Raw genomic sequence first — 26,496 nt, 5'->3', positions numbered from 1 at the left:
ACTCAGGTGCGTCGCTCCAATCAGCCTCACTCTTACCTCTCCCTGTCCCTCGGGCGTACCAGCGCCTAGTCACTTCCTTGGTGATCGCTATCCCGCGTTCTGACTGGTCAAGTTTCGGTTGGCTTCGTCGTACTCGGGGCTCGTCTGACCGCTTTCAGGGGCAATTTGCCCGCTGGCAAGCCACAGCGAGTACTGCGGATAGATCGACGTCAAAGCCTCGACCTCCTGTGTGCTAATCCGTGTCCGCTTGTCATAGCGCACAGTCCTCCATCGAGTTCCCCCGATATCGGTTTTCTTAACCAGCTCGTCCAAGCCGGTTTTATCAACAAGCGATCTAACACGGTCGTCTATCGATTCCATAATCGTCTATCAATCTACATTTGTAATATACAAACGCCTCCACATCTGATGTGTATTACAGACGTAGATTACGTTAAAGCTCACAAGAGAGCCTTAGGCGTAGCCCAATAAAGACCAACATAGTGCAGGAAAGGCCATGAATGGGGAAGGAATCAACCTCACGCTTAAAGACCTTTTGGCTCCTCCTCCGGTGATGCCTTGGCGCGAGTTCGCGAACTGGATTCGCATGACTGAAGACCACGACACCGTTTGGGGCTGGATTCGTAACGGCTATATCCCGTCTCACAAGGTCGGCAAGCATGTGATGGTCAACGTCGCGCTGTTCACCCAGTACCTGATGGAAAAGGAGTTCCAAGGATGAAACTTGAAACCATTCAGGCCTTAGCAGATCGCTGCGGCGTCGCTTACGAAATCGCCCATAACTGGGCCATGCGTGGCGCCATCCCCACCATAAAGCTCGGCAAGCATCGCATGGTGATAACTGACGATGGACAACTACCTCCGCCGCCCACATACACCGGATTGCGGCTGCTCTGTCTGCTGGTCAAAGGTCGAGATGGCCAAGCCCGATCCTTGCCCGTCCACACCCTGCGACCAATGCCGCCCCGCGTTTGTCCAACCCGTGCGCGCTCTCAAGATGCGCCTCGTCGCTGGTGCCTGGACGCCCTTGCTTTCCCAGTGGGAAATCACCCCGGCCTTTACCTGCGCCAAACACACGCCAAGCGACCGCCCCCCCAAGTATTGGAGCGTTGTGGTCAACATCGGCAAGCCGGTGCCTTTCGTTCCGCTGCACGAACCTTTCGAGCTGACAGGGTGAGCGTATGAAAGTCTCTTTCCGCGTTGGCCGCTATCTGTTGGCTCTGCTCTGGCACTGGTCGCTGCCATTCACATTCGGCGCTGTGTTCGCCTCCGTGCTGGCTATCCAGGGCGTACAGGAAGGCGTCGAACTGCTCGATGAAGCCCTAGACGCTTCCATCACCCGAGTGGCTGACGCCTGCGCCATCCCACCCGAACCACCCAACCGAGGATCGCCGCCTGTGTCCGGGGCTGGTTTACCAGTCGCGGGCGCAGGTGGCGAAACGGGATGACAAGGGCGAGGCCCTTGGTGTCCACCGCATAACGGTTCAACGCATCACCCGGCTTTAAAACCCCGGCAAGCCGAAACAACCCAGCAGATTCGAACTGTGAAAGTTCACCTGCTCGGGATCGCTCGGCCTGCAGAAAGGCAAAACCGCGCACTAACGCGCAACTCAGCGAGGAAACAAAGATGGCACGTTCAACTATGGAAGTTGCATTTCTCGGCACCCAGATGACCCAGGTCGAGGACACCAAATACGCCAAGGTCTTTTACGGCGATGAGCCGGACGGCAAGACCGAACACGGCCTGTCCATCATCGGCATGGCCATCTCCGAAGACGCCGCCGACGAAGTGTTTAACGCCGGCTCTCAGTTCGAACCCCTGCAACTGGTGCGTATCACTTTCGACGTTGCCCGGGGCGGCCAAAACAAGGGCAAGAATCTCGCCCTGCACATCGAAGCGGTAGACAAGCCAACCGCCCGCGCTGCTGCTCCACAAGCCAACGCCCAGCAACAAGCCAAGCCAGCCGCCCAGGCTGCTGATCCGGCTAAAGGCTGAGGGCCAGGGCCGTGCTGATCCTTGATCGCGTCGTCTGTGACGAATGCCTGTGTGTGATGGGCCAGCTCCATCACCTGCCTGCCGCACAGAGCGACCTGCTCAGCGACTTCCGCACGGCCCCCGACTACGCCGTCTGCCCGGATTGCCAGACCTCTCAGCTCGCTGCCGAGCTTTGGCCTGAATTGGTAGACGCATAAACATGGCCCTCGAATTCATTCAAGTCTGCCGCGCCTGGACAACCAACCCGGATAGCTCCGTGTCCTGCTCGGCGATTGATTGGGTTCAAGGTTATGTGTTGCCGCCTGAGGCAGGGGGTCAACTCGACCTGCTGATCCAAGGCGGTTTTGACCCCGAACTTTTCCGCATCGGCTTCCTGGGCACCTTGTCCATGTTCGCGGTGGGGTTCGGGGTTGGTTTGATCATTTCCCAACTCCGCAAACTGAAAAGAGGCTAGACCCGATGAAACAACTGAAAACCAACATGGCCAAGTTCGGCCGCCAACTGTCCTTCCGCAACGCCTGCATCGGCATGGTCGGCTTCGCTGCCGCCAACGCCCATGCCATCGACACCGCCGCGGTGGAAACGGCTATTGCAGCCGCTGAAGCCGATGGCCTCACCGTTGGCCAATCCGTTATTGCTGCTGTTGCCGCCTTGGTGGTCATCGGCATCGTGATCGCGGTCGTGAAAAAGATCTGATCCATGATCTGGTCGCTTCTACTCGGCGTCCTCATGGCGGGCGCTCTTGTTCAAGGCATTCGTTCTGCCGAGTACCTGTGAGGCAAGGGGTCGCAAGGCCCCTTTTTAATTGATGAAGCCTGTACATTTCTTTCGATTTTTTCTCGCTATTACCCTCATGTCATGGGGGCAATTTATTTTTGCGGCGAACTATTCCTATGACCTTCCTAATACAAGTTCTCGTTTTCCTACTGCGCGCGCCGCTTGTGATGCACTGTTAGTTGGCAACAACTATCCGTTTGTTTCATTGGTTCAAACGGCCTCAGACAAATACACCTGCAACTATAAAAACGCTCAGGGAACTCCCAGCTCTGTAACGGTTACGCGTTCCGGCGATGGCTGTCCCCCAGGCACGGAGCTAGATACGGCCAATGGTGCCTGTGTTGCCCCGCCTGAACCGTGCCCGGCCTTCGGCTCCGAGTCGCGCTACATGACCGTCAGCTGCACCAATCAGGGCGGCAACTACGTGCATAACGACCGGGTCAGCTTTGGCCTGTGTGAGTACGTCACCCAACCCGGTGGTTTCTTCAAGGCTTACCCCAACTACGACGACCCTGCGAAGACCTATTGCATCGCACGCTTCTCACCCACGGGTGAAACGCTCAACCCAGGCGAAGGCGTCGACGACATCCCCGCCGATAACAGCGCCCCGATTCCGGATGAAAACGACACCGACCCGGCGTGCTTCAAAACCGGCGCCTATGAAACCTGCATCGACCCCAAACAGCCCAACTGCGGCACCCGTGGCGGTAACCCGTTCTGCTTCGGTGAGGGCGACAGCTGCGGTGAGGTCAACGGTCAGCACATCTGCTTTCCCAACGGTGCACGCAAGTGCAGCTACGCCGACGGCAGCTATGAATGCATCAACCCCAAGACCGGCGAGAAGATCACCTACGACAGCCCCGACCACCCGAAGAACGGCGGCAATGCCGATGGCAACACCAACAACGACGAACAGAAACAAGGTCAAGTCGTGGTTGGCGGTGGTGCCCAAGGCTCTGACAAGGCAGCGACCAACAAAGCAATCAGCGACCTTCAGGAAGGTCTTGGCGACAAGCTCGAAGCGATCAAAGACGCCCTGACCGAAACCACCGATGGCCCCAGCAATGGCCTGGAAAACCCCGGTGAACGCGGCTCGCTGGATGGGGATGAATGGGACGAAAAGATTGCCGAGGCCAAGCTCGAATTTGCCACCGTCACCAACCAGTTTGGTGACCTCTTCGAGGGCATCGTCAGCCCCAACCTGTCCGGCTCGGGTGGCCAGCTCTACTGCGAATCCTTCGTCGTCATGAGCAAGACCTACGAACTCTGCCTAAGCCAGTTCGCCGATGAACTGTCTGGCATCGGCGTGGTGATCCTCTTCCTGGCCACCCTGTTTGCCGCCTACATCATCTTCATCAAAGACTGAGGATCAGCCATGGACTTCTCTTTCATCACCGACTTCTTCACCGGCATGAATGGCTTTATCCAGGACATGTGGCACTGGATCTACCAAGGCCTGTACGACTTCACCAAAGAGGTCATGGTCGTGATGACTAAGGCCATGATTTACGCCTACTTCAGCAGCATGATCTTCGCCGCCGAGATTGCTTATGAAGTGGTGCAGGACATTGTTCAGGGCCTGGGCATCACCCAGCAGATCCAGAGCGCCTATTCGACCATCCCCGAAGACATGCGCAACACCCTGGCGTTCTTCCGCATCCCCGAGGCCCTGACCATCATCTTCTCCGCCATCCCTACCAAGATGGCGATGAAGTTTGTCCCGTTCATAGGCCGCTGATATGTCGATCAAGATCCATCACGGTCCCAATGGCAGCTACAAGACTTCTGGCGCCCTGCAGGATGATGCGATTCCCGCGATCAAAGAGGGGCGCACCATCATCACCAACATCCGGGGGTTCACCCTGGATCGGGTCTATGAAGTCTTTCCGGACTGCCCGAAGAGCACCGAGGTCATCAACCTCTCGATGGAATCCACCGAGGATCTCGAAAAGCTCCGTCGCTGGTTTATGTGGGCACCCAAGGGCGCGTTTCTGATCTTCGATGAAACCCAGATCCTCTTTCCGAAATCCTGGCGCGACAAAGACCTTGAGCAATTCGACTTTCCCGGTGGCATCGAAAAAGCCAAAGAGGCGGATAGGCCTACCGGCTGGCTCGACGGCTGGACCCGCCACCGGCATTGGAACTGGGACGTTGTTCTAACCACTCCCAACATCCGCTACATCCGCGACGATATCCGCCTGACCTGCGAGAAGGCCTACCTGCACGCCAACCTCGCCTTGATCGGGGTGAAAGGTCGCTACAAAGAGGCCATGCATGATGCACAGGAAAACCGCCCCCACAGCGATGGATCATCCATCGTCGAACTCAAGAAAATCAGCGCCACCACCTTCAAGCTCTACGACTCAACCTCCACCGGCACCGTCCGCGATACAGCAGCAGGTAAGAACCTACTGCTGTCGCCTAAGGTTCTGGGCCTCCTGGGTTTTATTGCCGCTCTTCTCTACTCTATTTTCGCTGACGACTCCGCATCTCTGTTCACTAACGGGCTCACTCACCACCAGCCTCAAAAGCCTGCTACTGCCCCCGCTCAGGCTCCTGGGCAAACTCCTGCTGCGCCTGCTGGTGTGGCTCCTGATGATCTGGCTGATCGCCAAACTGATCAGCCAGCTTATGTAGCCACCGACCCACCCGGTTCCCACCCATTCTGGAAACAAACCCTCGTCGTCAAAGCCGCCATGACCGGCTACCAGAACGAACGGGGTAAAGAGGTGGTGCTTTTCCACGTCCTGAGTGAGGACGGCTCCCACTTCGGCCAGACCGGCAACGACCTGCGCGCCCTCGGCTACCGCATCACCGTGATAACCCCGTGCTACGTCGAACTGCGCCGCGATGGCTGGAGTGGTGTGTCCATGTGTAAAGGCACCGCACCTGCGCAGCAAGAAGCCCAAGCGGGCACCCAGGCACAACAACAAGAACAGCTCACCGCCCAGCAGCGCTTCGAAAAGAACGCTGTACGGGTGACCGTCATTGAGGACACGTCGCGTGATGAAAAGCCGTTTTCCAACTAGCGCGGCCGCGCGCCGGGGAGCGGCTAGGTCCAGAGCGATCCCGGCGCGGCACGCGCTGACGTCCCTGTAACACGTCATATAAGTCCGAATGAAAGTGGTCATTACTGGTTAATAAAGGAAAAACACATGAGCGTGAAAGACCAAAGAAGGCTTGATCGAGTAACCGGCCTGGAATGCAAACGGGGCCGTTTGTTTATCGATGCGGCCACCGCGGCACTCACTGACCTGTCAGGCGTTCGCCTGCTCCGTTGTGGCGTCGATACCGTGCGCCAGCTCTACAAGGGGCTGATCCGCCCGGAAATCATGGAGCTATTCGACAACCCGGGCACTCTGGTCGACTTTGCGGGCCAGCGTTGGCACTCGGGCCGTGTAGGCCGTGACTCCGGCTACCAGTACAAGCTGCAGAACGCAGACCTCGGGATCATCCTGTTGGTGAAGAACTTCAACGCCAAACTGGACTGCATCGGCCCGCATCTGAAAATCGAAGTGTCGCCCCATGCCATCGACAGCCTGTCACCTGAACGCTTGCAGGCGCGGTTGGACTTCTACGCCGCCCAGTTAATGACCCATGTGGAAATCAACCAATGTGCAGTCCACCTTGCATTAGACCTGCAGGGCTGGTCACCTCCCGCCGATCTGGTGGCCCGCATGCACTGCAAAGCCCGAACACAGCGCGACATCTCGGGCATCAGTGAAATCAACTGGGCGACCAAATCCAGCACCTACGGACGTGGTGAAACCTCGATGTTTGGCTCTGCCAGCGGCGTGCAGCTCTGCATCTACAACAAGACCGAACAGGCCAAAGCCTGCGACAAGCTCGACTACTGGGAAAGCGTCTGGAAGCGCCGCGATAGCTTCGACGAAAACGACCCGGACAACTACAACCCCAAGCAAACCGTATGGCGTGTAGAGCTGCGTTATCACCACTCGATCATCCAGCAATTCGCCAGCGGTTCCCTGGATGTGAAAACCGGTGAAGCCATCGACACCCGTTCGTTTGCAGCCTTTGCCGGGCATCTGGACGGCCTGTGGCGCTATGGCCTGCGCCAATTCAAGTTGATGGATCGCCCTGGCTATTTCTCCCCCATCTGGACACTCATTCGCGAGGACGTGCGCGTGGATCTACCTGTTGATTCCTTACTCGAAGACACCGAATACAAACGCTACTACAAGACCTCCCGTGGCTTCTCAGGGAAGAACGTCGAACTGTTCCTGGGAAACTTCGTCAGCCTGCTGGCAAGGGAACGGGTGGGCGCAAAAAAGGCGTTTGATCGGCTGCAAACCTGGGAATGCTGGCCGGTCATTCGTGATCACTATGCCGCCAAGGACATGAGCGAGCACGACATCTACAAACACATCAAAAACCTGCTGGAAGAGCGCAACGTCCGGTGGGGGCGTGCCGTCTGATGTTTGTTTGTCAAATACACAAACAAGACAAACACACTGACGCTCAAGCGCCTGGCCGGGCCCGACATCATGGCGATTGAACAATTACCTGATGGCCGCTGGAAGGTCGATGTAGAACCGATCAAGGGCAAACGCTTTCGTAAGACCTTCAAGACCAAAGGCGAGGCCCAGCGCTTTGAGGCAACGTGCCGCGCAAGCTGCATCCAGGCACAGCCCTGGAACCCGAAGCCAAAGGACAAGCGCAAGCTATCTGAGCTGATTGAGCGTTGGTATGACCTGCATGGTCACAGCATCACCAGCGGGCGACGGCGCAAAAATACCCTTCTGCTGATGGCCTCCCGTCTCGGTGATCCGGTGGCGATCAAGCTGACAGGTAGCCACTTGGCCCAACTTCGTCGGGTAGAGCTGGAAGCCGGTGCCGTGGCCAAGTCGATCAACAATCGTTTCACCTACCTCAAGGCCGTATTCAATGAGCTGCGCCGCCTGGGCGATATCGACTATGCCAACCCGCTGGATACAGTTAAGCCGCTCAAGTTCCAGGAACGGCAGTTATCGTACCTTTCGATCAAGGAAATTCGGCTACTGATCGAATCGCTGGACAAGCTCAAACGCTCACCCAGTGCGCGACTGGTTGCTGAAGTCTGTTTGGCGACTGGTTCTAGATGGTCTGAGGCTGAGTCGCTGCTACCGGAACAGGTCAGGAATGACTCGGTGACCTTCATCAATACCAAGTCGAAGCGCACCCGCACTATTCCAATCAGCATCCAGCTACAACAACGGCTGCACGCCTACTTTGAACAGCACGGCCGCTTCACGTCCTGCATGCATTCGTTTCGGGCTGCTTTAAAGGACAGTGCAATCAAGCTGCCGCGTGGTCAGGCAACGCACGTGTTACGTCATACTTTTGCCAGCCACTTCATTATGAACGGCGGCAATATCCTGACCTTAAAGGAGGTGCTGGGGCATTCGTCGCTGACCATGACCATGCGCTATGCCCACTTGTCCCCTTCTCACCTGCGTGATGCGCTGCGTCTCAACCCGCTGGATGGTTTCGACACTTCTTCGACACACGAAAAACAGCGCGAAATAAATTCCTTATAAATCAATCGCTTTCAGGCGTAGCGCCATAAGTATCCGATTGTTTATAGAAATCATGCAGATGACGCACTAACACCATAATCACTGCAGCAACTGGCAAGGCCAGAAGGACGCCGGTGAAGCCGAACAGTTGGCCGCCGGCCATGATGGCGAAGATCACCGCAACCGGGTGCAGGCCAATGCGATCGCCTACCAGCATCGGCGTCAGCAGCATGCCTTCGAGCATTTGCCCGACGATAAAGACTGCAGCGATGGCCACCAGTGGGTAGGGGTCCATGCCGAACTGAAACAGGCCAGCCGTCAATGCCGCACCGATGCCGACCACCACGCCCAAATACGGCACGATACTGGCCAAGCCGGCCAGTACGCCGATCAGTAGCCCGAGTTCCAGGCCAATCACCATCAGCCCGGTGGCATACATCACACCTAGCGCCAGCATCACCAGTAACTGACCGCGCAGGAAAGCGCCGAGCACTTCGTGACATTCGCCGAACAGCTGCACAACCAAGCCTTCACGACCACGCGGCAGCAGGCTGCGCAGCTTGGCGACCATCAGGTCCCAATCGCGCATCAGGTAGAAGCTCACTACCGGAATCAGCACCAGGTTGGCCAGCCAGGCCAGCAGCGCCAGGCCTGAAGAGGTGGCCGTGGACAGTAGCATGCCGACGATATCGGTGGTTTTACCCAGTTGGCCGGACAGTGCGGTTTTCAGCTGATCAAAGCGCCAGAAGCCCTCGCTCAAACCCAGCTGGAGCTGAATCCATGGCAGCGCTTGATTCTGCGCCCAATCGAGCATTTCCGGGATCAACTCATATAGACGCACCAGCTGCTTGCCCAGCATGGGCACCAATACCAGCAGCAGGATGGCCATGATCAGGGTGATCAGTGCAAAGACCACCACCACGCCCCAAGTCCGCGAGAGTTTCCATCGCTCCAGACGGTCGACCAGCGGGTCTCCCATATAGGCCAGCAGGACGCCGATCAGAAACGGCGAGAGAATCGGCGCCAGCAGGTACAACAGGCCGCACAGCAGCAGCGCCCCGACTATCCATATCCAACGGTGCGAATCGATCATGCCCAGCGCTCCATATGCCAACGTTTTATCCAGAAATATCCAAACCCGCGAGGCCCGTTACATAAGAAAACCGCAGCTTAATAGCTGCGGTTTTAAAGTCAGGGACCGGGTGTAATAGCCGCAGTCTACCAGCGAAACCTCAGCACATTGTCAGGTGCTACCGCTGCGGCAGCGGGCTCAGTCGCAGTAGCCGGCGGCGTAACAGACTGACTGGCATCGAGCGCAGGGGCTTCTACCGGCACTTCCTGCAAGCGCGCCAGGCCCAGTTGCGCACGCAACTGCTCGGCATTGGCATTGACCGCAAAGGTCAGCGTATCGCCCTGCACCTTGCGCAGCTGGGCTGCGAACGGTTCGAGAATGCGCTGCAATTCGGCATAACGCGCCAGGTCGACGCCCTGCACTTCCACGGTCAGACCGCTGGCCGCGCCGGCAGCGACAATAAAGCGTGGTGCCAGACGCTGATTAACTGCCAACAGGATGGCATCGGCCAACGCGGCTTGATCGGCACCTTGCACAGTGCCCTGCTCCCGCTCATCACCCAGCCACAGGCGCCATTCGGCCTGCCATTGGCCGTTTGCTTCGCGCGCCACAACTGCCAGCAAGGCATCGGCGGCGTAGCGTTCGGAGGCTTCACGCAGGGCAGCTGGGTCATTCGCCGTAAGGTTTTCCGGCACCGCCACCAGCTGTTCGGCCAGATCGGCCAATGGCAGACGCAGCGGCAGGCCGCGGTGCTGTGCGGCCTGATTAAGCGGTGCGGCAGCAGCCTGACCATCACCCAGCAGGCGGCTGCCATCACTGGCATCGCTCAACCACCACAGCAGAATGCTCGGACGATTGGCGCCCCACAGCGCCAGGCCCGCCTGACGCAGGCTGCGGTCGGTGCTCAGCGGGTCAAAATCGACCAACAGTTTGTCGCCTTCATAGCCGTATTGACTGACGATCTGTTGCGGATCCTTGCGCAGCGCCGCCAGTGCAGGGCTCTGCGCCGCATCGGCCTTACCGGTCAGTCGCAACACCAGGGTATCCAGCGCGCGGCTCAGGGCGGCAGCGCGCTCTTCCGGTTGCTGGCTGCTGACCGCTTCGCGGACTTGGTACAGATCACTCACCGGCGCGGCAAACGCCGGCAGGCCGGACAGCGACAAACAGACTAGAAGCAGGCGAGCGGTCAAACGCATGGATGAATTCTCGACGGACGGAAAGTGGCGCGCAGGCCAGGTTTAACAACAGTTGCGGCCAACCCACGCCACATAAAGCCGGCGGCGCTGGCTCAAGAGTGCGAGTTTAGGTGCTGTTAAGGTGCATTCCAAAGCCCTTTTCAGCCGCAGACTGCCAACAACAGCGAGATTTCGAGCTTAAACAGCCGCCCCAATAGCCGCAACCTTAGCGGGTGGCCGCTGCCGGGTAAGCCTGATAAAATCGCGCGCCTTCGCAGACCGCCGCCATAAGCGGCGGTGCCAATCCGCATTTCCCCCTAAAGGCCTGGATCTATGAGCAAGCAACCCTCCATCAGCTACAAGGACGCAGGTGTAGATATCGACGCAGGCGAAGCCCTGGTCGAACGCATCAAAGGCGTGGCCAAGCGCACCGCGCGTCCGGAAGTCATGGGTGGGCTGGGTGGCTTCGGCGCCCTGTGCGAGATCCCGGCGGGCTACAAGCAACCGGTCCTGGTTTCCGGTACTGACGGCGTCGGCACCAAGCTGCGCCTGGCGCTGAACCTGAACAAGCACGACAGCATCGGCCAGGACCTAGTCGCCATGTGCGTCAACGACCTGGTGGTATGTGGCGCCGAGCCGCTGTTCTTCCTCGACTACTACGCCACCGGCAAGCTCAATGTCGATGTCGCAGCCACCGTAGTCACCGGCATTGGCGACGGCTGCGAACTGGCGGGCTGCTCGCTAGTGGGCGGTGAAACCGCTGAGATGCCGGGCATGTACGAAGGCGAAGACTACGACCTGGCCGGCTTCTGCGTCGGTGTGGTGGAAAAAGCCGAAATCATCGACGGTTCGAAAGTCGCCACTGGTGACGCGCTGATCGCCCTGCCGTCCTCCGGCCCACACTCCAACGGCTACTCGCTGATCCGCAAGATCATCGAAGTGTCGGGCACTGAAATCGAAACCACCCAGGTCGACGGCAAGCCGCTGACCGAACTGCTGATGGCGCCAACCCGCATTTACGTCAAACCGCTGCTCAAACTGATTAAGGACACTGGCGCAGTCAAAGCCATGGCCCACATCACCGGTGGTGGTCTGCTCGACAACATCCCGCGCGTGCTGCCGAAAGGCGCACAAGCCGTGGTCGACGTCGCCAGCTGGACGCGCCCGGCGGTCTTCGACTGGCTGCAGGAAAAAGGCAACGTCGATGAGCACGAGATGCACCGCGTACTCAACTGCGGCGTCGGCATGGTTATCTGCGTGGCGCAGGATCAAGTCGAAGTCACCCTGCAAACCCTGGCCGCTGCTGGCGAGCAGCCATGGGTGATTGGCCAGATTGGTGAAGCCGCCGAAGGTGCTGCCCAGGTCGTATTGAACAACCTGAAACAGCACTGATGTCGGCACCGATGTCAACAGACTGTAATGTGGTGGTACTGATCTCCGGCTCCGGCAGCAACCTGCAGGCGTTGATCGACAGCATCGCCCATGACGGCAATCCGGCACGCATCGCCGCGGTGATTTCCAACCGCGCCGATGCCTATGGCCTGGAGCGCGCAAAACAAGCCGGCATAGCCACCGCCGTGCTCGACCACAAGCAGTTCGACGGTCGCGAAGCCTTCGACGCTGCGCTGGTCGGGGCCATTGATGCGTTTAATCCGCAATTGGTGGTACTGGCCGGGTTTATGCGCATTCTCACCCCCGGTTTCGTCCGTCATTACGCTGGTCGCCTGTTGAATATCCACCCTTCCTTGCTGCCGAAATACAAAGGTCTGCACACCCACCAGCGTGCGCTGGACGCCGGTGACAGCGAACACGGCTGCAGCGTGCACTTCGTCAGCGAGGAACTCGATGGCGGACCACTGGTCGTACAGGCAGTGGTACCGGTACAGTCGGATGACTCGCCTACCAGCCTGGCACAGCGCGTACACGAACAGGAACATGTGATTTACCCGCTGGCCGTGCGCTGGTTTGCCGAAGGCCGTTTGCAGCTGGCCGCGCAGGGGGCGATGTTGGACGAGCAACTGTTACCGAGTACCGGACACCTTATTCGAACTTAGGAGACACCATGGGTCGCACCTTACTGTTCGCACTGACACTTTTGAGCCTGCCGGCACTGGCCGTCGAGCTGAAACCCTTCTCCGCCAGCTACACCGCCGACTGGAAGCAACTGCCCGTCAGCGGCAGCGCCGAACGCAGCCTTGAAGCGCTGGACAACGGTCTGTGGCAGCTCAATTTTGAAGCCTCCATGCTGGTCGCCAGCCTGACCGAGCAAAGTACCCTGCGCGTGGATAAAGAAGTCTTCCTGCCGCAGACCTACCTGTACGAGCGCAACGGCCTGGGCAAAGGCAAGAAAATAGAGCACGACTTCGACTGGAGCGCCAAGCAGGTGATCGGCAGTGACCGCGACACTCCGGTGCGCCTGCCGCTGAACCGTGGCCTGCTGGACAAGTCGACCTACCAGTTGGCCCTGCAATATGACGTGGCCGCCGGCACCAAGAGCATGAGCTACCAGGTGGTCGATGGCGACGAAGTGGAAACCTACGATTTCCGCGTGCTGGGTGAAGAAACCGTGCGTACCAAAGCTGGCCTGATCGACGCCATCAAGGTAGAACGCGTACGTGACCCAACACAAAGCAGCCGCAAGACCATCCTCTGGTTTGCCAAGGACTGGGAATTCCTGCTGGTGCGCCTGCATCAGGTCGAGAAAGACGGCAAGGAATACCAGATCATGCTCAAGGAAGGCACAGTCGACGGCAAAGCCGTTGAAGGTCGCCAGGACTGAGTTATAGCGAATAAAAAAGCCGAGCTAAATGCTCGGCTTTTTTGTGGGCGGGTGTCTGTAGCTGAGGCTCGGCGCAATCACCACATCAGATCATCCGGTACCTGATAGGCCGCATACGGATCATCGGCATCCGGCGCTTCGGTTGGGGTGTTGAGCAGCACCACACGCTGGGCGTCGCGCTCCTGAATCTTCAGTGCGGCCTCACGCGGGATCACTTCATAGCCACCACCGTGGCGGACGATGGCCAGCGAGCCGCTGCTGAGCTTGTTGCGCATCAGGCTGTTGACCGACAGGCGCTTGACCTTCTTGTCGTCGACGAAGTTGTAGTAATCCTCAGTGGTCAGCTTGGGCAAACGCGAGACTTCAATCAGTTGTTTAATCTGCGCGGCACGGGCCTTCTGCTCGATTTTTTCCTGCTGCTGACGGTTCAGCTCCTGGTCACGCGCGGCCTTTTCGGCCATGGCCTGCTGGGCGGCGAGCTTTTGCGATTCGTCCTTCTCGGCCTGACCTTTATGCACCAGGCGCTGTTGTTTCTGCTGCTGCTTGCCGGCCTGCTTGGCCTGCTTTTCATTGACCAGCCCGGCTTTGAGCAGCTGATCGCGTAGTGAGAGAGCCATAACCTACCTTTCCAACCATCAATTTAAAGCGGGCGTGCCCACCATCAGCGGGCAGACTGCACCCGCACAATCAGCAACTCGGGGTCAGCTTTTCCAGTTTTTTGGCTTCGCCCCAGAGCGCATCCAATTCATCCAGAGCGCAATCTTCCATGGTGCGCCCCGCTTCGCGCAATGCCTGCTCGATAAAACGAAAACGTCGCTCGAACTTGGCGTTGGCTGCACGCAGGGCGGTTTCCGGATCGACCTTCAGGTGCCGCGCCAGGTTACTGACCACAAACAGCAGATCGCCGATCTCTTCGCTAATCGCCTCAGGGTCGTTCTCGCTCATGGCTTCCAGCACTTCATCCAGCTCTTCGCGCACCTTGTCGACCACCGGCAAGGCCTCGGGCCAATCGAAACCGACCTGGGCTGCGCGCTTCTGCAGCTTGATTGCCCGGCTGAGCGACGGCAACGCCGTGGGCACGTCGTCAAGCAGCGAGAGTTGCTCAGGGGCAGTAGCCTTCTCGGCGCGCTCTTCGGCCTTGATCTCTTCCCAACGCTGCTTGACCGCAGCCTCTTCCAGCTTGGCCACGTCCACAGCGCCGTACAGATCGCCATCGGGGAACACATGGGGATGACGGCGAATCAGCTTGGTGGTGATTGCATCAACCACCTGGGCAAACTCGAAGCGCCCTTCTTCGCGCGCTAGCTGGCTGTAATACACCACCTGGAACAGCAGGTCGCCCAGCTCGCCCGGCAGATGATCGAAGTCACCGCGTTCGATGGCATCGGCCACCTCGTACGCCTCTTCGATGGTGTGCGGCACAATCGTCGCGTAGTTCTGCTTGAGATCCCACGGGCAACCATGCTGCGGGTCACGCAGGCGGGCCATCAGGTGCAGCAGATCGTCGAGTTGGTACATGGCAAATCCAGTTAAGCCGCAAGCGCCTCAGGAAACCCGATGGCGACGGGCTTCGATGATATTCGGCAGCTGCGAAATCCGCCCCAGCAGCCGGCCCAGTGCATCCAACCCCGGAATCTCCACGGTTATCGACATGGACGCGGTGTTGTCGTCCTTGTTCGAGCGGGTATTTACCGCCAGCACATTGAGCTTCTCGTTGAGCAGCACCTGGGTCACGTCACGCAGCAGGCCGGAACGGTCATAGGCTTTGATGACAATTTCCACCGGATAGGTCTGCACCGGCACCGGGCCCCAGTTGACCTGGATAATCCGCTCCGGCTCGCGCCCGGCCAACTGCAGCACCGAGGCGCAGTCCTGACGATGGATGCTCACGCCACGGCCCTGAGTGATGTAGCCGACAATCGGGTCGCCCGGCAGCGGCTGGCAGCAACCGGCCATCTGCGTCAGCAGGTTGCCGACGCCCTGAATCTGGATATCGCCGCGCTTGCCCGGTTTGAAGCCCAGTGCCTTGCGCGGGATCAACTCCAACTGCTCGTTAACCCGATCCGGCTCGACCAGCTGCTGCGCCAGGTTGACCAGCTGCGCCAGGCGCAGGTCGCCGGCACCGAGGGAGGCGAACAGGTCCTCGCTGGTCTTCATATTGGCCTTCTCGGCCAGTTTTTCGAAGTCCACATGCGGCAGGCCCAGGCGCAGTAACTCGCGCTCAAGCTGCTGTTTGCCGGCGGCGACGTTCTGGTCACGGTCCTGCAGTTTGAACCAGTGGACGATCTTCGCCCGTGCCCGGCTGGTGGTGACGTAACCGAGGTTGGAGTTCAGCCAATCGCGGCTCGGCGTGCCGTGCTTGCTGGTGATGATCTCCACCTGCTCGCCGGTCTGCAGGCTGTAGTTGAGCGGCACGATGCGCCCGTTGATCTTCGCGCCACGGCAGTTGTGGCCGATCTCGGTGTGCACGCGGTAGGCAAAATCCAGCGGCGTGGCGCCCTTGGGCAGATCAATGGCGTGACCGTCCGGAGTGAACACATAGACCCGGTCCGGCTCAATATCCACGCGCAGCTGTTCGGCCAGACCGCCGATATCGCCCAGCTCCTCGTGCCATTCGAGCACCTGACGCAGCCAGGAAATCTTCTCTTCGTAATGATTGGAGCTGGCTTTAACGTCGGTGCCTTTGTAACGCCAGTGCGCGCAAACGCCCAGTTCGGCCTCTTCATGCATGGCCTGGGTGCGGATCTGCACCTCCAGCACCTTGCCTTCCGGGCCGAGCACGGCGGTGTGCAGCGAGCGGTAGCCATTTTCCTTGGGGTTGGCGATGTAGTCGTCGAACTCCTTGGGAATGTGCCGCCACAGGGTGTGCACGATACCGAGGGCGGTGTAGCAGTCGCGCACTTCCGGCACCAGCACGCGCACCGCGCGCACGTCGTAGATCTGGCTGAACTGCAGGCCCTTGCGCTGCATTTTGCGCCAGATCGAATAGATGTGTTTGGCCCGCCCGCTGATGTCAGCCTTGACCCCGGTAGCCTCCAGCTCGACGCGCAGCTGACCCATCACTTCATTGATGTAATGCTCGCGATCCAGCCGACGCTCATGCAGCAGCTTGGCGATCTGCTTGTACTGTTCGGGTTCCAGGTAGCGGAAGGACAGGTCTTCCAGCTCCCACTTGATATGGCCGATACCCAGACGGTGAGCCAGCGGCGCGTAGATATCGAACACCTCGCGGGCCACGCGTTGACGCTTCTCGTCATCGGCCTCTTTCACCGCGCGGATCGCACAGGTGCGCTCGGCCAGCTTGATCAGCGCCACGCGCACGTCATCGACCATGGCCACAAGCATCTTGCGCAGGTTTTCTACCTGCGCCTGGGAGCCGAGCACCAGGGAATCACGCGGATTCAAGGATGCGCTGATCGCGGCCATGCGCAGCACGCCCTCGACCAGCTTGGCCACCACCGGGCCGAAACGCTGATGCACCAGCGCCAACGGCACCTTGCCTTCGCGCACGCAGCGGTAGATTACGGCTGCGACCAGGGAGTCCTGATCGAGCTTGAGGTCGGCGAGAATTTCGGCGATTTCCAGACCGGAGCGGAAACTCGACGCGCCCTCAGTCCATAGATTCTTTGCGGCATTGGCCTGCTGCTCAGCCTCGCGGGCGAACTCACAGGCCTCGCGCAGGGCTTCGCGATCCAGTGCCGGATCGACACTCAGTACATGCCCGAGCCAGGCTTCAAGGTTGATGCTGCCGTCGTCGTTGATCGGCTGATGCGCTCTGACCTGAACCATCTTGCTTACCTTCCCTACGGTGCGCGGCATGCACACCGAACAGTCGCCGCCTTCTATGAGCCGGTCGGTTTAACCACTTAAGGCGCACTCCCTGCGCGCCCCTGCAGCGCCGGGATACGGCGCTTCTATCTACTGCCTGACAAACAGCGCCATCGCTTCGACGTGCGCGGTTTGTGGAAACATATCGAGGATACCGGCACGTGCCAACCGATACCCCTGCGCCAGCAATTCGGCGCTGTCACGGGCCAAAGTCGTAGGGTTGCACGACACATACAACACCCGTTTGGCACCCAGCGCCGACATCTGCTGTACCGCCTGCAGCGCACCGTCACGCGGTGGGTCCAGCAGCACGGCAGCGAAACCGCCCTGTGCCCAGCTGGAATCGGCCAGCGGGTTGGACAGGTCGGCCTGGAAAAAGTGCGCATTGCCCAGGCCATTGCTCGCGGCATTCTCGGCGGCGCGCTCGACCATGGTTTGCACGCCCTCCACCGCCACCAGATCGCGCACTCGCTGGGCCAGTGGCAAGGCAAAATTGCCCAGACCGCAGAACAGATCCAGCACCCGCTCATCGGCCTGCGGAGCCAGCCAATCCAGCGCCTGCGCGACCATGGCGTCATTCACCGGCTGGTTGACCTGAACAAAATCACCAGGCCGATACGCCAGATCGAGATCAAACGCATCCAAGCGATAACTCAGCTGCTGCGCTGGATCAAACGGCTGCGGCTCGTCCGTACCGTGTAACCAGAGCTGCGCATTTTGTGCCATGCAGAACGCTTGTAAACGGGCCAGGTCCGCTTCGCTCAATACAGCGGTATGCCTTATCAGCACAGCACTGGAGCTGCCGCTGAACAACTCGACATGACCAATGGCCTGAGGTTTATCCAACGCACGCAGCACCTGAGGTAACGCGCGCAGGATCGGCTGCAAAGGTTGTACCAGCACTGGGCAATCGCTGATGGCGATAATGTCCTGGCTCGCCGCTGCGCGAAAACCCACATCCAGGCGCTTGGCCTTGTTGTCCCAGCGCACGGCAATCCGTGCGCGGCGGCGATAGCCCAGCTCAGGGCCGACCAATGGCGCAGCCCACTCTTGCGGCTCAAGATTGGCCAAGCGGCTGAGTTGCTCGGCGAGCATGCGCTGTTTCAGGGCAAGCTGATCGGCATGGGGCATATGTTGCAGACTGCAGCCGCCGCAGACTTTGGCATGTGAGCAGGCCTCGCTGCGGCGCTCGGCACTGGCGGTGAGAATGCGCTCAACCCGCGCCTCGACTACCTTGCCGTGGGCACCCAGCACTCGCGCTTCGATCTGCTCGCTGGCCAGTGCGCCGCTGACAAACCAGGTGCGCCCTTCGCTGAAAGCGATGCCGCGGCCGTCGTTGGCCAGGCGCTCGATGGTGAGCTTCTGCTTCTTGCCCACCGGCACCTGCGGCGCTCGGGAACCACCGCTGGGTTGAAAGCGCAGACCGCCGTCTTTCTTGGCCATCAGTTGCTCGGGGCGTCGTAAACGCCGCTGGACAGGTAACGGTCGCCGCGGTCGCAGATGATCGCCACCATCACCGCGTTCTCGACCTCTTGAGACAGGCGCAACATCGCCGCCACCGATCCGCCGGAAGACACGCCGCAGAAGATGCCTTCTTCACGCGCCAGGCGGCGCATCACGTCTTCGGCTTCCTGCTGGCCCATGTCGATAATGCGATCAACCCGCTCGGCCTGATAAATCTTCGGCAGGTACTCTTGTGGCCAGCGGCGGATACCGGGAATCGCCGCGCCTTCCATCGGCTGCAGACCGACGATCTGCACCTCGGGCTTCTGCTCTTTCAGGAAACGCGAAACGCCCATGATGGTCCCGGTGGTGCCCATCGAGCTGACGAAATGGGTGATCTGCCCGCCCGTCTGCTGCCAGATTTCCGGACCGGTGCTGGTGTAGTGGGCAATCGGGTTGTCACCGTTGGCGAACTGATCGAGCACTTTACCCTTGCCATACGCCTGCATCTGCAGGGCTAGGTCGCGGGCTTCTTCCATACCGCCGACCAGAATCAGCTGCGCGCCGTAGGCAGTCATCGCCGCCTTGCGTTCGGCGGTGGAGTTGTCCGGCATGATCAGCACCATGCGGTAACCCTTGATCGCCGCGGCCATGGCCAGGGCGATGCCGGTGTTGCCACTGGTGGCTTCAATCAGCACATCACCGGGCTGGATGTCGCCGCGCAGTTCGGCGCGGGTAATCATCGACAACGCCGGACGATCCTTTACCGAACCGGCCGGATTGTTGCCTTCCAGCTTCAACAGCAGGGTGTTGCTGGTGTTGCCCGGCAGGCGCTGCAGGCGCACCAGTGGGGTGTTGCCGACGCAATCGGCGATGGTTGGGTAATGCAGGCTCATGGCGAACGAGATGATCCAGAAGCAAAGAAGGCCGCCATGATAACGGCAAACTGCGCTCGGCCATATCAGCGAACACCACTACACGGCAGCAAAATTACCCCGCCAGAGCGTACAGCAACAGCCAGCACGGCAGCCCCAGCACCGGCGCGTACACCGCCAGGCGCGGTGCATAGGGCAATAGCAGCGCCAGGGCCAAGCCGCTCAGCGACAGCATGCCGAACCAGCCCACCGGCCCCATCGCCCAGCCCCAGGCTTGCGCGCAACCCCACAGGCTGGCCACCAGCAGCAACCAGCCGCCGCCACGCAGAACGCGACGTTGCAGCAGCGTCGGCGCCCTGCCCCAGACCTGCTTGTAATGCCGCTCCAGGCCCTGACACAGCGCCAGCATGCTGCTGTAGGCCAGCAATAGACTGCCCAAGAATGCCGTCATCATGTCAATTCACCTGCGCCTGTGCGTGCCGCACCCGCCGTTCGCTGTGTCGCACCTGTGGCTGACGCAAACGCCAGACACTCCAGGCCAGCAGCAGCCCCAGTGCCACCACCGTCACCTCCAGCCACAGGCGCATGCTGTCGCCCCAGGCCTGGCCATAGCTGAGTGCACTGAGCAGCGGCAAGCCCAGGCACAGCAGCGCGGCCAGGCTCAGTTGTTCACGCCAGGCCTGCAGACGCGGGCGCAGCCAGGCGTGCAGCAGGCTCAGCAGCCAGAGCGCAAAGAAGCCGCGTAGTTCCCATCCGCCACGCTGGGCCAGCTCTTGTGGTAACAGGCGGTTGAGCCACAGCAGGCCGATGCAGGCCACAGCCAGGCCGGCAATTGTCGCCACGTTGAGGCTTTCCACCAGGCGATAGAGCTGCTGCCCCAGCGCACTTTCACTGGCGTATTTACGCCGCCGCTTGACGGTAAACAGCACCAGCCCGGTGGCGATCATCGCGCTGCTGAGCAAACCGCAGACGAAGTACAGCCAGCGCATCGGGTAGCCGCCGAACTGCGCAAAGTGCAGGCCAAACATCACCCGTTGCACCAGCACAGTGGGGCGCAGCTCCGGTGGCCCGGCCAACAACTCACCGGTGACACCGTCGAAGACCATGTTGTGGCCCTTGGTCAGGGCAATCCGGTTACCCAGCACCCGACGCATTTCGATATGCGCATCACTGCGCCCAGGATGCTCGATCACCACACCGCTCAGCGGCCCCATACGTGCTTCGGCCTGAGCCAGTAGTGGAGCCAGCGCCGTCAGCGGCGCCGGGTGAGTCGGCGCCTGACGCGGTTCCTCCATAACGTCGATGTGTTCGCGGTAAAACGCCGCGAAATCGCCTTTGTAGAGGCTATCCAGCGCCGCCGGCATATAGATCAGGGCAAAGATCAACAAGCCGGTGTAGGTGATCATCAGGTGAAACGGCAACAGCAACACTGCACTGGCATTGTGTGCATCGAGCCAGGAGCGCTGGCCCTTGTTCGGGCGGAAAGTGAAGAACTCCTTGAAGAACTTCTTGTGAATGATGATGCCGCTGATCAGCGCCACCAGCATGGCCATCGCCGCCAACCCGACAATCCAGATACCCGGGTTGCGTGGCATGCTCAGGCTGTAGTGAAAACGAAAGAAAAATGTCCCGCCGGCCGTGTCGCGCACCACCAAGGGTTCACCGGTGAGTGGATCCAAGTAGGTGCTGATGCCCGAGCGCCGGTCGCCCGCCGTCACCCGCAAGGCAGGCATGCGCTCGCTGGGCAAGCTGATGTTCCAGGCGCTGGCATCGGCATGCTGACGCTGCAGGTAAGCCACGGCGTGCTCGACAGCCTGAGCGCTGCTGACCGACGTCTGCTTGATCTCCGGTTGCATCCAGTGATCGATCTCCTGATCGAAAACCGCCAGACTGCCGGTGAGAAAGATGGCGAACAGCAGCCAGCCGAACAGCAGTCCACCCCAGGTGTGCAGCCAGGCCATGGATTGGGTCAGGGTCTGTTTCATGCCAGGCGCTCCAGCAGGTGCGGCCAGAAGCCGATCAGCGCCAGCGGCGCAGCGGCTGGCAATAGCGCCCAGGCGCGCCAGACGCTACGTGCGGCAAACGCCCAGAGAATCGCCAGGGTGTAGACGGTAAATGACAGCAAGCTGGCGATCAGCAGCGCATCCACCCGGTCCAGCGGCAGCAACTGCGCCAGGGCAGCGGTCAATGCGTAGGTGAACACATAGCCGCCCAGCAGCCCGGCCAGCACCCGTGAACAGATCGGCCATGCCTGGGTTGTTCCTGCGGCCTTACTCATCGCGTCCCTCCTGCGCCAAACCAGCCGCCATGCGCAGTGCCGGCCGCAAGGACGCGGCCAACATCGGCCCATGGCCCAAGCCGGCAAATTCCTGATACGTCACCTGCAGCCCCGACCAACGCGTCAGGCGCTCGGCCATCTGCCGCGCGGCATCAGCCGGAACCGCAGCCATGGCTTTGCGCCGCTGCTCCAGCAGTGCCGGATCGACACCGGGTCGGGCGTTGCCGGGCAGGCCTTCGTCACTGCCGCGCACGATCAACAGCTGGGCAGTGGCCCCGGCAAAGTCACGCTCAGTCTCCAGCAACAGCCCGGACTGCCACCACAGCGACGGGCTGGCGGCGATATAGCGGCTAAAGCTGGCCGGCTGGGTGAACAAGGTATTGAGCACGAACAACCCGCCGAACGAATGCCCCCAGAGCGCCTGTTGCGTCGGATCTACCGGTTGCAGTGCGGCCACCTGCGGCTTGATGCGCTGCTCCAGCAGTGTCAGAAAGACTGCAGCACCTCCGCCCTGCACCCCATTGAAGGCCTGCATGGGCAGGCCATCGCGGCGTGCCGGGGTGTAGTCGAGGGTGCGTGCCGGCACATTGAAGGGCCGCTCACCGGTATGCCCGATAAACACCAGCAGCGGCGGCGTCCCTTCCTTCAGCTCGTCCAGCCATTGCGCCTTCAGCGCCGCCAGCGCGGCATGGCCATCAAGCAGATAAAGCACCGGGAAGCCGCTGGCCGGTGCTGCACGCGCCGGCACCAGCAACTGCACCTGATAGCTGCGCTGGGCATCTGCCGACTGCACATGAAACGGCGCAAGCCGTTGGTAACCGGGATAATCCGCAGCATTCACCACGTTCAGCGAGGACAGACAGAACAACCACAACCAGCAGCGCTTCATGGCACTACCCCCAGCACTTGCCAACGGGGCAAGGTGTATTGCTCGAAGCGCTGCACGCGCTCGGCGGCCTGTTCCACCGTTACGCCGTGGCGGCGTAGCAGGGCCTGAATGGTTTCACTCAGTAAAACGCCGCGTAACTGCGGATGCTCCAGCAGCACACGGACGGCGGCCATTTCCAGCGTATCCGCCGGCACACTCGCGCCCAGGCTTGGCGCAGCCAGGTGCGCGTAGCCGGCGCCCTGCAACGCTCCCTCAGCCAGCAGGCGGTTAAGCGCCTGGCAGCGAGTAACATCTACCGGCGCGTGCAGCAACGGATGGGCATAGCCCGCCCAGGTCAGCAGCTGTAAAGCACCGCTGAGCTGGCCGACCTGCGCCGCCAGGGCAGGCCGCCGCGCCAGTTCGGCAAAACTCTGCGGCCCCTCACCAAGGGCCTGCAGCAGTGGCTGATACAACTCGGCAGCGCCCTGCAGCGGGCCGATGCGCGTTGAAAATTCCACCGCCCCCGGTGCCGGCGCGGCGGGTAACAGGGTCCAGCAGCTGCCCAGCAAGGCTTGTCGATGTGCCGTGGCCGACAGGGCCTGATCGCCGCGTTGGTACAGGTCACTGCGCTGGGCTTGGTTGCGTGCCAGGTCCTTGGCAGTTTCCCGCAGCGCCGGGTCACTCAGGCCCTTAATCGCAGCCAGGCAGTTACCGGGCAGCGACAGTGCATCGATGTTTTCCAGTGGAATGGCGCTGCCGATCAACTGGCAACCGAGGCGAGCAAACTCTGCCATAACGTCGGCCACCGGCAACGGCTGCCAGTGCTCACACAGCAGCTCATGGGCCAGATAGTCCACCCCCTGCTCGGCACTGCGCGCCAGCAGCCGGGCCATCTCAGGCTGCTCGACAAAATAGCCGGCGCCGCCCTGTTGCAAGGCCTGCAATGCCTCCAGCGCCGCCTGCACACGCTGCGGCGGTGAACCTTTGCTGTGTTGCGCGTGCTGCCAGATAAACCGCTGAGCCGCCGCCAAGGGCGCCATGCCGGGCTGACACATATAACCCAGGCACAGCAGCCCATTGGCGTTGAGGCGCTGCTCGACAAAGCCACGGATAGCCTCACGCTGCGCGGGCGCCACCCAGCTGTACACGCCATGGGCCACGATAAAGTCATAGCCCTCGCCCGGTTGCCCGAGCAGCTCGGTGAAATCGGCCTGCACAAACTCGATATTGCTCAACTGCGCAGCGGCGGCCAGTCGACGGCCATGGGCGATATGTTGGGGGTTGAAATCCACCGCCACAAACTGCCCCTCGGGATTGCTGGCTGCCAGCAACAGGCTGTTCAGGCCTTGCCCACAACCCAGCTCGCAATAGCGAAACCCCGACAACAGGTTACTTGCGCGCTGCCCGAGGGCCGTCTGCAGCGCCACCAGCCAGCTGGGCGCCAACTGCGGCTGCACATGATGAGGATAGGGCAACTCGGCCAGATACCCCTGATTCCACACTTGCATTAAGCGTTTTCCTGCACTGAAAAGGCTCCGCCAGGACACGCCTGACGGAGCCGAAACCCGCCGTAGCGACGGGTAAGGAGCACGATGACCTAGAAGGATGCGGTGACCGAGGCGAAGTAGGCACGCCCAGCTTCGTTGTAGGTGTTGGCCCCGGCTTCGGTGGCGTTGCCTTCGCGGTAGATGCGTTTGTCGAACAGGTTGTTGATCCCCATGCGCACGCTGTACTGCTCATTGAAGGCATAGCCGGCGCTGACGCCCATCAGGCCGTAAGGATCGATGTCCTTCTGCGCCTGGCTGTCGATCGCCACGTTGCGCCGAGCGTTGTAGCTCGGGGACTCCTGAGTGCCGTAGTAGGTGCCACTGACCTGCAGCGACAGCTTCTCGGTGGCGGCCCAGTCCAGACTGGTGTTGACGGTGTACTCGGGGATGATGCTCAGCGGCTCGCCGCTGTCCTTGTCCTTGGACTCGAGCATGTAGGTGAAGTTGGTGTTCCACTCCAGCGTCGGGCTAAGGGTGACGAACAGGTTGCCTTCAACCCCTTCGACGACGGCTTTACCGGAGTTTTCCCAGTTCTGCACACGACGACCGTTCGCCAGGCGGAACTCCGCCGTGTTGCTGGAAACGATCTTGTTCTTGTAGTCGTTGCGGAAGTAGGTCGCGCTGGTACGCCAGGTGCCTTTATCGAAGGCCAGGCCGATTTCCTTGTTGATGCTGGTTTCCGGCTCCAGATCCGGATTGCCGATCAGGTAGCAGCCACCGGCGTTGGCTTCTGCCGCGTTACAACCAAAGCCCATGCTGTAGAGCAGGTAGTTGGGGTTGGACTGATACAGGTTGGGGGTCTTGTAGGCCCGCGCGATACCGCCTTTGAGGGTCAGCTCATCGGTCAGTTCATGGGAGGCGTTGAGGCTCGGGCTCCAGTTACCGCCAAACTCTTCATGGTCGTCATAGCGCAACCCTGGGGTGACGATGGTGCGCTCGCCTACCTCGATGTTGTCCTCGGCAAACAGGGCAAAGCTGTGCGCGGTGGTCTTGGTCTGGCTGCGGTCAAAGCCAGGAATCGCTGGCACGCCGCCGACACCTGGATCCCAGGTTTGCGCACGCATGGAGCCTGGGTCATTCAGGCTCTCATACAGGTATTCGCCGCCCAGGGTCAGCACCTGCGGCGCGCCCATTTCCAGCGGCAAGTTGACCTCGGCATTGGCGCGGGTGTTGCGCAGGCGCGACATAAACACCCCGGCCCCTTCCGACGGCGCGCCCTCACCACCACCCGCCAGGCCTTCGTTGAGGCGCTCGTTACGGGTGTAGTCGTAAGCCAGCGAGGCAGTGGAGCTGCCCCAGTCGTACTCACCGTTGTGGGTCAGCGCGTAGCTGCTGCGCTGGATAATGTTGGTTTCCTTGCCATACAGCTGGTTCACAAACGCACCACCGCCGTTAAGCATGGTGTCACCGGCGTAGATGTTGCCCTGACGACTGTAGGTAGCCTCCAGGTCCAGGCTGTGATCGGGGTTTATCTGCCAGCTGAGCAGGCCGCTGATGTCCTTGTTGCGCACGCCTTCACGGCCCGCCACCAGGGTATCGGCACCCACCTGACGTTCGGCGTTGATGCCGGCATCGTCGGCATTGGTCTTGTTGGCGCCGCCATACAGGCGGAAGGCCAGGCTGTCGTTCAGCGCACCGCTGAGGTTGAAGTTGGCACGCTGGCCGGCGCCCTCGGCGTCGTCTTCCGGCTGGATTGCATACAGGGTGACCGAGCCACGCAGCTCCTCGGTCGGCCGCTTGGTGATGATATTCACCACCCCGCCCATGGCCCCCGAGCCATAGCGTGCAGCGGCCGGGCCGCGGAGGATTTCGATGCGCTCGACTTCTTCAGCCGGTACCCAGTTGGTTTCGCCACGGGTGTCACGGTCACCGGTCCAACCGTAACGCACGGCGTTACGCGAGCTGGAGGGACGGCCATCGATCAGAATCAGGGTATTTTCCGGGCCCATGCCGCGCAGGTCGATCTGACGATTGTTACCCCGGCTGCCACTGGTGCTGTTACCAGTCAGATTGACCCCAGGCTCGCGGCGGATCACATCGGAGAGGTCATTGGCCGGCGGACGCTTCTTGATGTCCTCGGCGGTGATGATCGACACACCCGGCGCCTGCTTGAGCTCCTGCTTGGCGGTGACCACAGCATCCTTGAGCGTGATCGCATCAGTAGGTTCGGCGGCTGCACTCAGGGCATCGATCTCGGCATCTACCACGTCGGCGGCAAACAGCGTGCAGGGGGAAAGACTGGCCGCAACGATGGCCAACGACAAATGACTGAGTTTGAATCGCGACTGCATGAACACCCTCTCCTGTGGCGAATGGTCCGCATCCAGGCTCAAGGGCAGGCA

General features: G+C 60.6%; 29 protein-coding genes. 15 read left to right on the top strand and 14 right to left on the bottom strand.

The annotated features are described in order from the left end of the window. Window positions 1–87: 87 nt before the first annotated feature. Window positions 88–360 (bottom strand): hypothetical protein, encoded by a 273-nt coding sequence (locus RHP75_RS08410; RefSeq protein ID WP_311091366.1) that lies wholly within the window; start codon window positions 358–360, stop codon window positions 88–90. Between the two features lie 136 nt (window positions 361–496). On the opposite strand from RHP75_RS08410, the gene RHP75_RS08405 reads away from it, so the two are divergent. From RHP75_RS08405 to RHP75_RS08350, 12 genes are all read left to right on the top strand, one after another. Further along, the gene (locus RHP75_RS08405) at window positions 497–721 is read left to right on the top strand and encodes a DNA-binding protein (protein WP_311091364.1); all 225 of its coding nucleotides are present in this window, start codon (window positions 497–499) and stop codon (window positions 719–721) included. Window positions 722–847: 126 nt separating this feature from the next. Beyond that, the gene (gene pflM, locus RHP75_RS08400; RefSeq protein ID WP_311091362.1) at window positions 848–1,177 is read left to right on the top strand and encodes a lysogeny maintenance protein PflM; all 330 of its coding nucleotides are present in this window, start codon (window positions 848–850) and stop codon (window positions 1,175–1,177) included. A 4-nt stretch (window positions 1,178–1,181) separates the two neighbouring features. Next, window positions 1,182–1,448 carry a hypothetical protein gene (locus RHP75_RS08395; protein WP_311091360.1) on the top strand — a complete coding sequence of 89 codons (267 nt, stop codon included), beginning with the start codon at window positions 1,182–1,184 and terminating at the stop codon, window positions 1,446–1,448. 179 nt (window positions 1,449–1,627) lie between these two features. Further along, complete coding sequence (locus RHP75_RS08390) at window positions 1,628–1,996, top strand: hypothetical protein (protein ID WP_311091358.1); 369 nt, start codon at window positions 1,628–1,630, stop codon at window positions 1,994–1,996. 11 nt (window positions 1,997–2,007) lie between these two features. Beyond that, the gene (locus RHP75_RS08385; RefSeq protein ID WP_311091356.1) at window positions 2,008–2,193 is read left to right on the top strand and encodes a hypothetical protein; all 186 of its coding nucleotides are present in this window, start codon (window positions 2,008–2,010) and stop codon (window positions 2,191–2,193) included. A 2-nt stretch (window positions 2,194–2,195) separates the two neighbouring features. Then, a complete protein-coding gene (locus tag RHP75_RS08380) occupies window positions 2,196–2,450 on the top strand; it encodes a hypothetical protein (RefSeq protein WP_311091354.1) in 255 nt (84 codons plus the stop codon). 5 nt (window positions 2,451–2,455) lie between these two features. Further along, complete coding sequence (locus RHP75_RS08375) at window positions 2,456–2,692, top strand: major capsid protein (RefSeq protein WP_311091352.1); 237 nt, start codon at window positions 2,456–2,458, stop codon at window positions 2,690–2,692. A 469-nt stretch (window positions 2,693–3,161) separates the two neighbouring features. After that, entirely contained in the window at window positions 3,162–4,139 is a 978-nt protein-coding gene (locus RHP75_RS08370) for a hypothetical protein (protein ID WP_311091349.1), read from the top strand. 9 nt (window positions 4,140–4,148) lie between these two features. Next, the gene (locus RHP75_RS08365) at window positions 4,149–4,511 is read left to right on the top strand and encodes a DUF2523 family protein (protein ID WP_311091348.1); all 363 of its coding nucleotides are present in this window, start codon (window positions 4,149–4,151) and stop codon (window positions 4,509–4,511) included. Window position 4,512: 1 nt separating this feature from the next. Then, a complete protein-coding gene (locus tag RHP75_RS08360; protein ID WP_311091345.1) occupies window positions 4,513–5,802 on the top strand; it encodes a zonular occludens toxin domain-containing protein in 1,290 nt (429 codons plus the stop codon). 126 nt (window positions 5,803–5,928) lie between these two features. After that, the gene (locus RHP75_RS08355) at window positions 5,929–7,209 is read left to right on the top strand and encodes a hypothetical protein (protein WP_311091344.1); all 1,281 of its coding nucleotides are present in this window, start codon (window positions 5,929–5,931) and stop codon (window positions 7,207–7,209) included. Between the two features lie 69 nt (window positions 7,210–7,278). Beyond that, window positions 7,279–8,310: a tyrosine-type recombinase/integrase gene (locus RHP75_RS08350; RefSeq protein ID WP_311091342.1), complete on the top strand. Its 1,032-nt coding sequence runs from the start codon at window positions 7,279–7,281 to the stop codon at window positions 8,308–8,310. A gap of 1 nt (window position 8,311) precedes the next feature. On the opposite strand, the gene RHP75_RS08345 is transcribed toward RHP75_RS08350, so the two are convergent. Together RHP75_RS08345 and RHP75_RS08340 are read right to left on the bottom strand one after the other, a co-directional pair. Then, window positions 8,312–9,382: an AI-2E family transporter gene (locus RHP75_RS08345; protein WP_311091340.1), complete on the bottom strand. Its 1,071-nt coding sequence runs from the start codon at window positions 9,380–9,382 to the stop codon at window positions 8,312–8,314. Window positions 9,383–9,507: 125 nt separating this feature from the next. Beyond that, window positions 9,508–10,557 carry a DUF2066 domain-containing protein gene (locus RHP75_RS08340; protein ID WP_311091338.1) on the bottom strand — a complete coding sequence of 350 codons (1,050 nt, stop codon included), beginning with the start codon at window positions 10,555–10,557 and terminating at the stop codon, window positions 9,508–9,510. A 312-nt stretch (window positions 10,558–10,869) separates the two neighbouring features. Between RHP75_RS08340 and purM the strand changes: the two genes are divergently transcribed. Genes purM through RHP75_RS08325 form a run of 3 tightly spaced genes read left to right on the top strand, consistent with a single transcriptional unit; the run spans window position 10,870 to window position 13,315 of the window. Continuing rightward, complete coding sequence (purM, locus tag RHP75_RS08335) at window positions 10,870–11,928, top strand: phosphoribosylformylglycinamidine cyclo-ligase (RefSeq protein ID WP_311091336.1); 1,059 nt, start codon at window positions 10,870–10,872, stop codon at window positions 11,926–11,928. 11 nt (window positions 11,929–11,939) lie between these two features. Further along, window positions 11,940–12,590, top strand: coding sequence for a phosphoribosylglycinamide formyltransferase (gene purN / locus RHP75_RS08330; RefSeq protein ID WP_311091334.1), 651 nt, complete (start codon window positions 11,940–11,942; stop codon window positions 12,588–12,590). An 8-nt stretch (window positions 12,591–12,598) separates the two neighbouring features. Next, window positions 12,599–13,315, top strand: coding sequence for a DUF3108 domain-containing protein (locus RHP75_RS08325; protein ID WP_311091332.1), 717 nt, complete (start codon window positions 12,599–12,601; stop codon window positions 13,313–13,315). Window positions 13,316–13,392: 77 nt separating this feature from the next. On the opposite strand, the gene RHP75_RS08320 is transcribed toward RHP75_RS08325, so the two are convergent. From RHP75_RS08320 to RHP75_RS08270, 11 genes are all read right to left on the bottom strand, one after another. Next, window positions 13,393–13,932, bottom strand: a complete 540-nt coding sequence (locus RHP75_RS08320) for a DUF2058 domain-containing protein (RefSeq protein ID WP_160015168.1) — start codon at window positions 13,930–13,932, stop codon at window positions 13,393–13,395. 70 nt (window positions 13,933–14,002) lie between these two features. Then, window positions 14,003–14,833: a nucleoside triphosphate pyrophosphohydrolase gene (gene mazG / locus RHP75_RS08315; RefSeq protein WP_311091331.1), complete on the bottom strand. Its 831-nt coding sequence runs from the start codon at window positions 14,831–14,833 to the stop codon at window positions 14,003–14,005. Between the two features lie 27 nt (window positions 14,834–14,860). Beyond that, entirely contained in the window at window positions 14,861–17,104 is a 2,244-nt protein-coding gene (gene relA / locus RHP75_RS08310) for a GTP diphosphokinase (protein ID WP_311091330.1), read from the bottom strand. Window positions 17,105–17,233: 129 nt separating this feature from the next. Continuing rightward, a complete protein-coding gene (gene rlmD, locus RHP75_RS08305) occupies window positions 17,234–18,586 on the bottom strand; it encodes a 23S rRNA (uracil(1939)-C(5))-methyltransferase RlmD (protein ID WP_311091329.1) in 1,353 nt (450 codons plus the stop codon). Further along, window positions 18,586–19,482: a cysteine synthase CysM gene (cysM, locus tag RHP75_RS08300; RefSeq protein WP_311091328.1), complete on the bottom strand. Its 897-nt coding sequence runs from the start codon at window positions 19,480–19,482 to the stop codon at window positions 18,586–18,588. The genes rlmD and cysM overlap by 1 nt, the downstream gene beginning before the upstream one ends. A gap of 94 nt (window positions 19,483–19,576) precedes the next feature. Further along, the gene (locus RHP75_RS08295; protein ID WP_311091327.1) at window positions 19,577–19,915 is read right to left on the bottom strand and encodes a DUF3325 domain-containing protein; all 339 of its coding nucleotides are present in this window, start codon (window positions 19,913–19,915) and stop codon (window positions 19,577–19,579) included. 1 nt (window position 19,916) lies between these two features. Then, window positions 19,917–21,446 (bottom strand): PepSY-associated TM helix domain-containing protein, encoded by a 1,530-nt coding sequence (locus tag RHP75_RS08290; protein ID WP_311091326.1) that lies wholly within the window; start codon window positions 21,444–21,446, stop codon window positions 19,917–19,919. Then, a complete protein-coding gene (locus RHP75_RS08285; protein WP_311091325.1) occupies window positions 21,443–21,739 on the bottom strand; it encodes an iron transporter in 297 nt (98 codons plus the stop codon). Before RHP75_RS08285 ends, RHP75_RS08290 begins: the two co-directional genes overlap by 4 nt. Next, window positions 21,732–22,628: an alpha/beta hydrolase-fold protein gene (locus tag RHP75_RS08280; RefSeq protein WP_311091324.1), complete on the bottom strand. Its 897-nt coding sequence runs from the start codon at window positions 22,626–22,628 to the stop codon at window positions 21,732–21,734. Before RHP75_RS08280 ends, RHP75_RS08285 begins: the two co-directional genes overlap by 8 nt. After that, window positions 22,625–24,115 carry a class I SAM-dependent methyltransferase gene (locus RHP75_RS08275; protein ID WP_311091323.1) on the bottom strand — a complete coding sequence of 497 codons (1,491 nt, stop codon included), beginning with the start codon at window positions 24,113–24,115 and terminating at the stop codon, window positions 22,625–22,627. The genes RHP75_RS08280 and RHP75_RS08275 overlap by 4 nt, the downstream gene beginning before the upstream one ends. An 89-nt stretch (window positions 24,116–24,204) precedes the next feature. After that, window positions 24,205–26,445 (bottom strand): TonB-dependent siderophore receptor, encoded by a 2,241-nt coding sequence (locus tag RHP75_RS08270; protein WP_311091322.1) that lies wholly within the window; start codon window positions 26,443–26,445, stop codon window positions 24,205–24,207. Between the last annotated feature and the right edge of the window lie 51 nt (window positions 26,446–26,496).

Source organism: Pseudomonas sp. SG20056 (assembly GCF_031764535.1).
Taxonomy (GTDB): Bacteria; Pseudomonadota; Gammaproteobacteria; order Pseudomonadales; family Pseudomonadaceae; genus Aquipseudomonas.
This window is presented reverse-complemented; position numbering and strand designations above follow the sequence as displayed.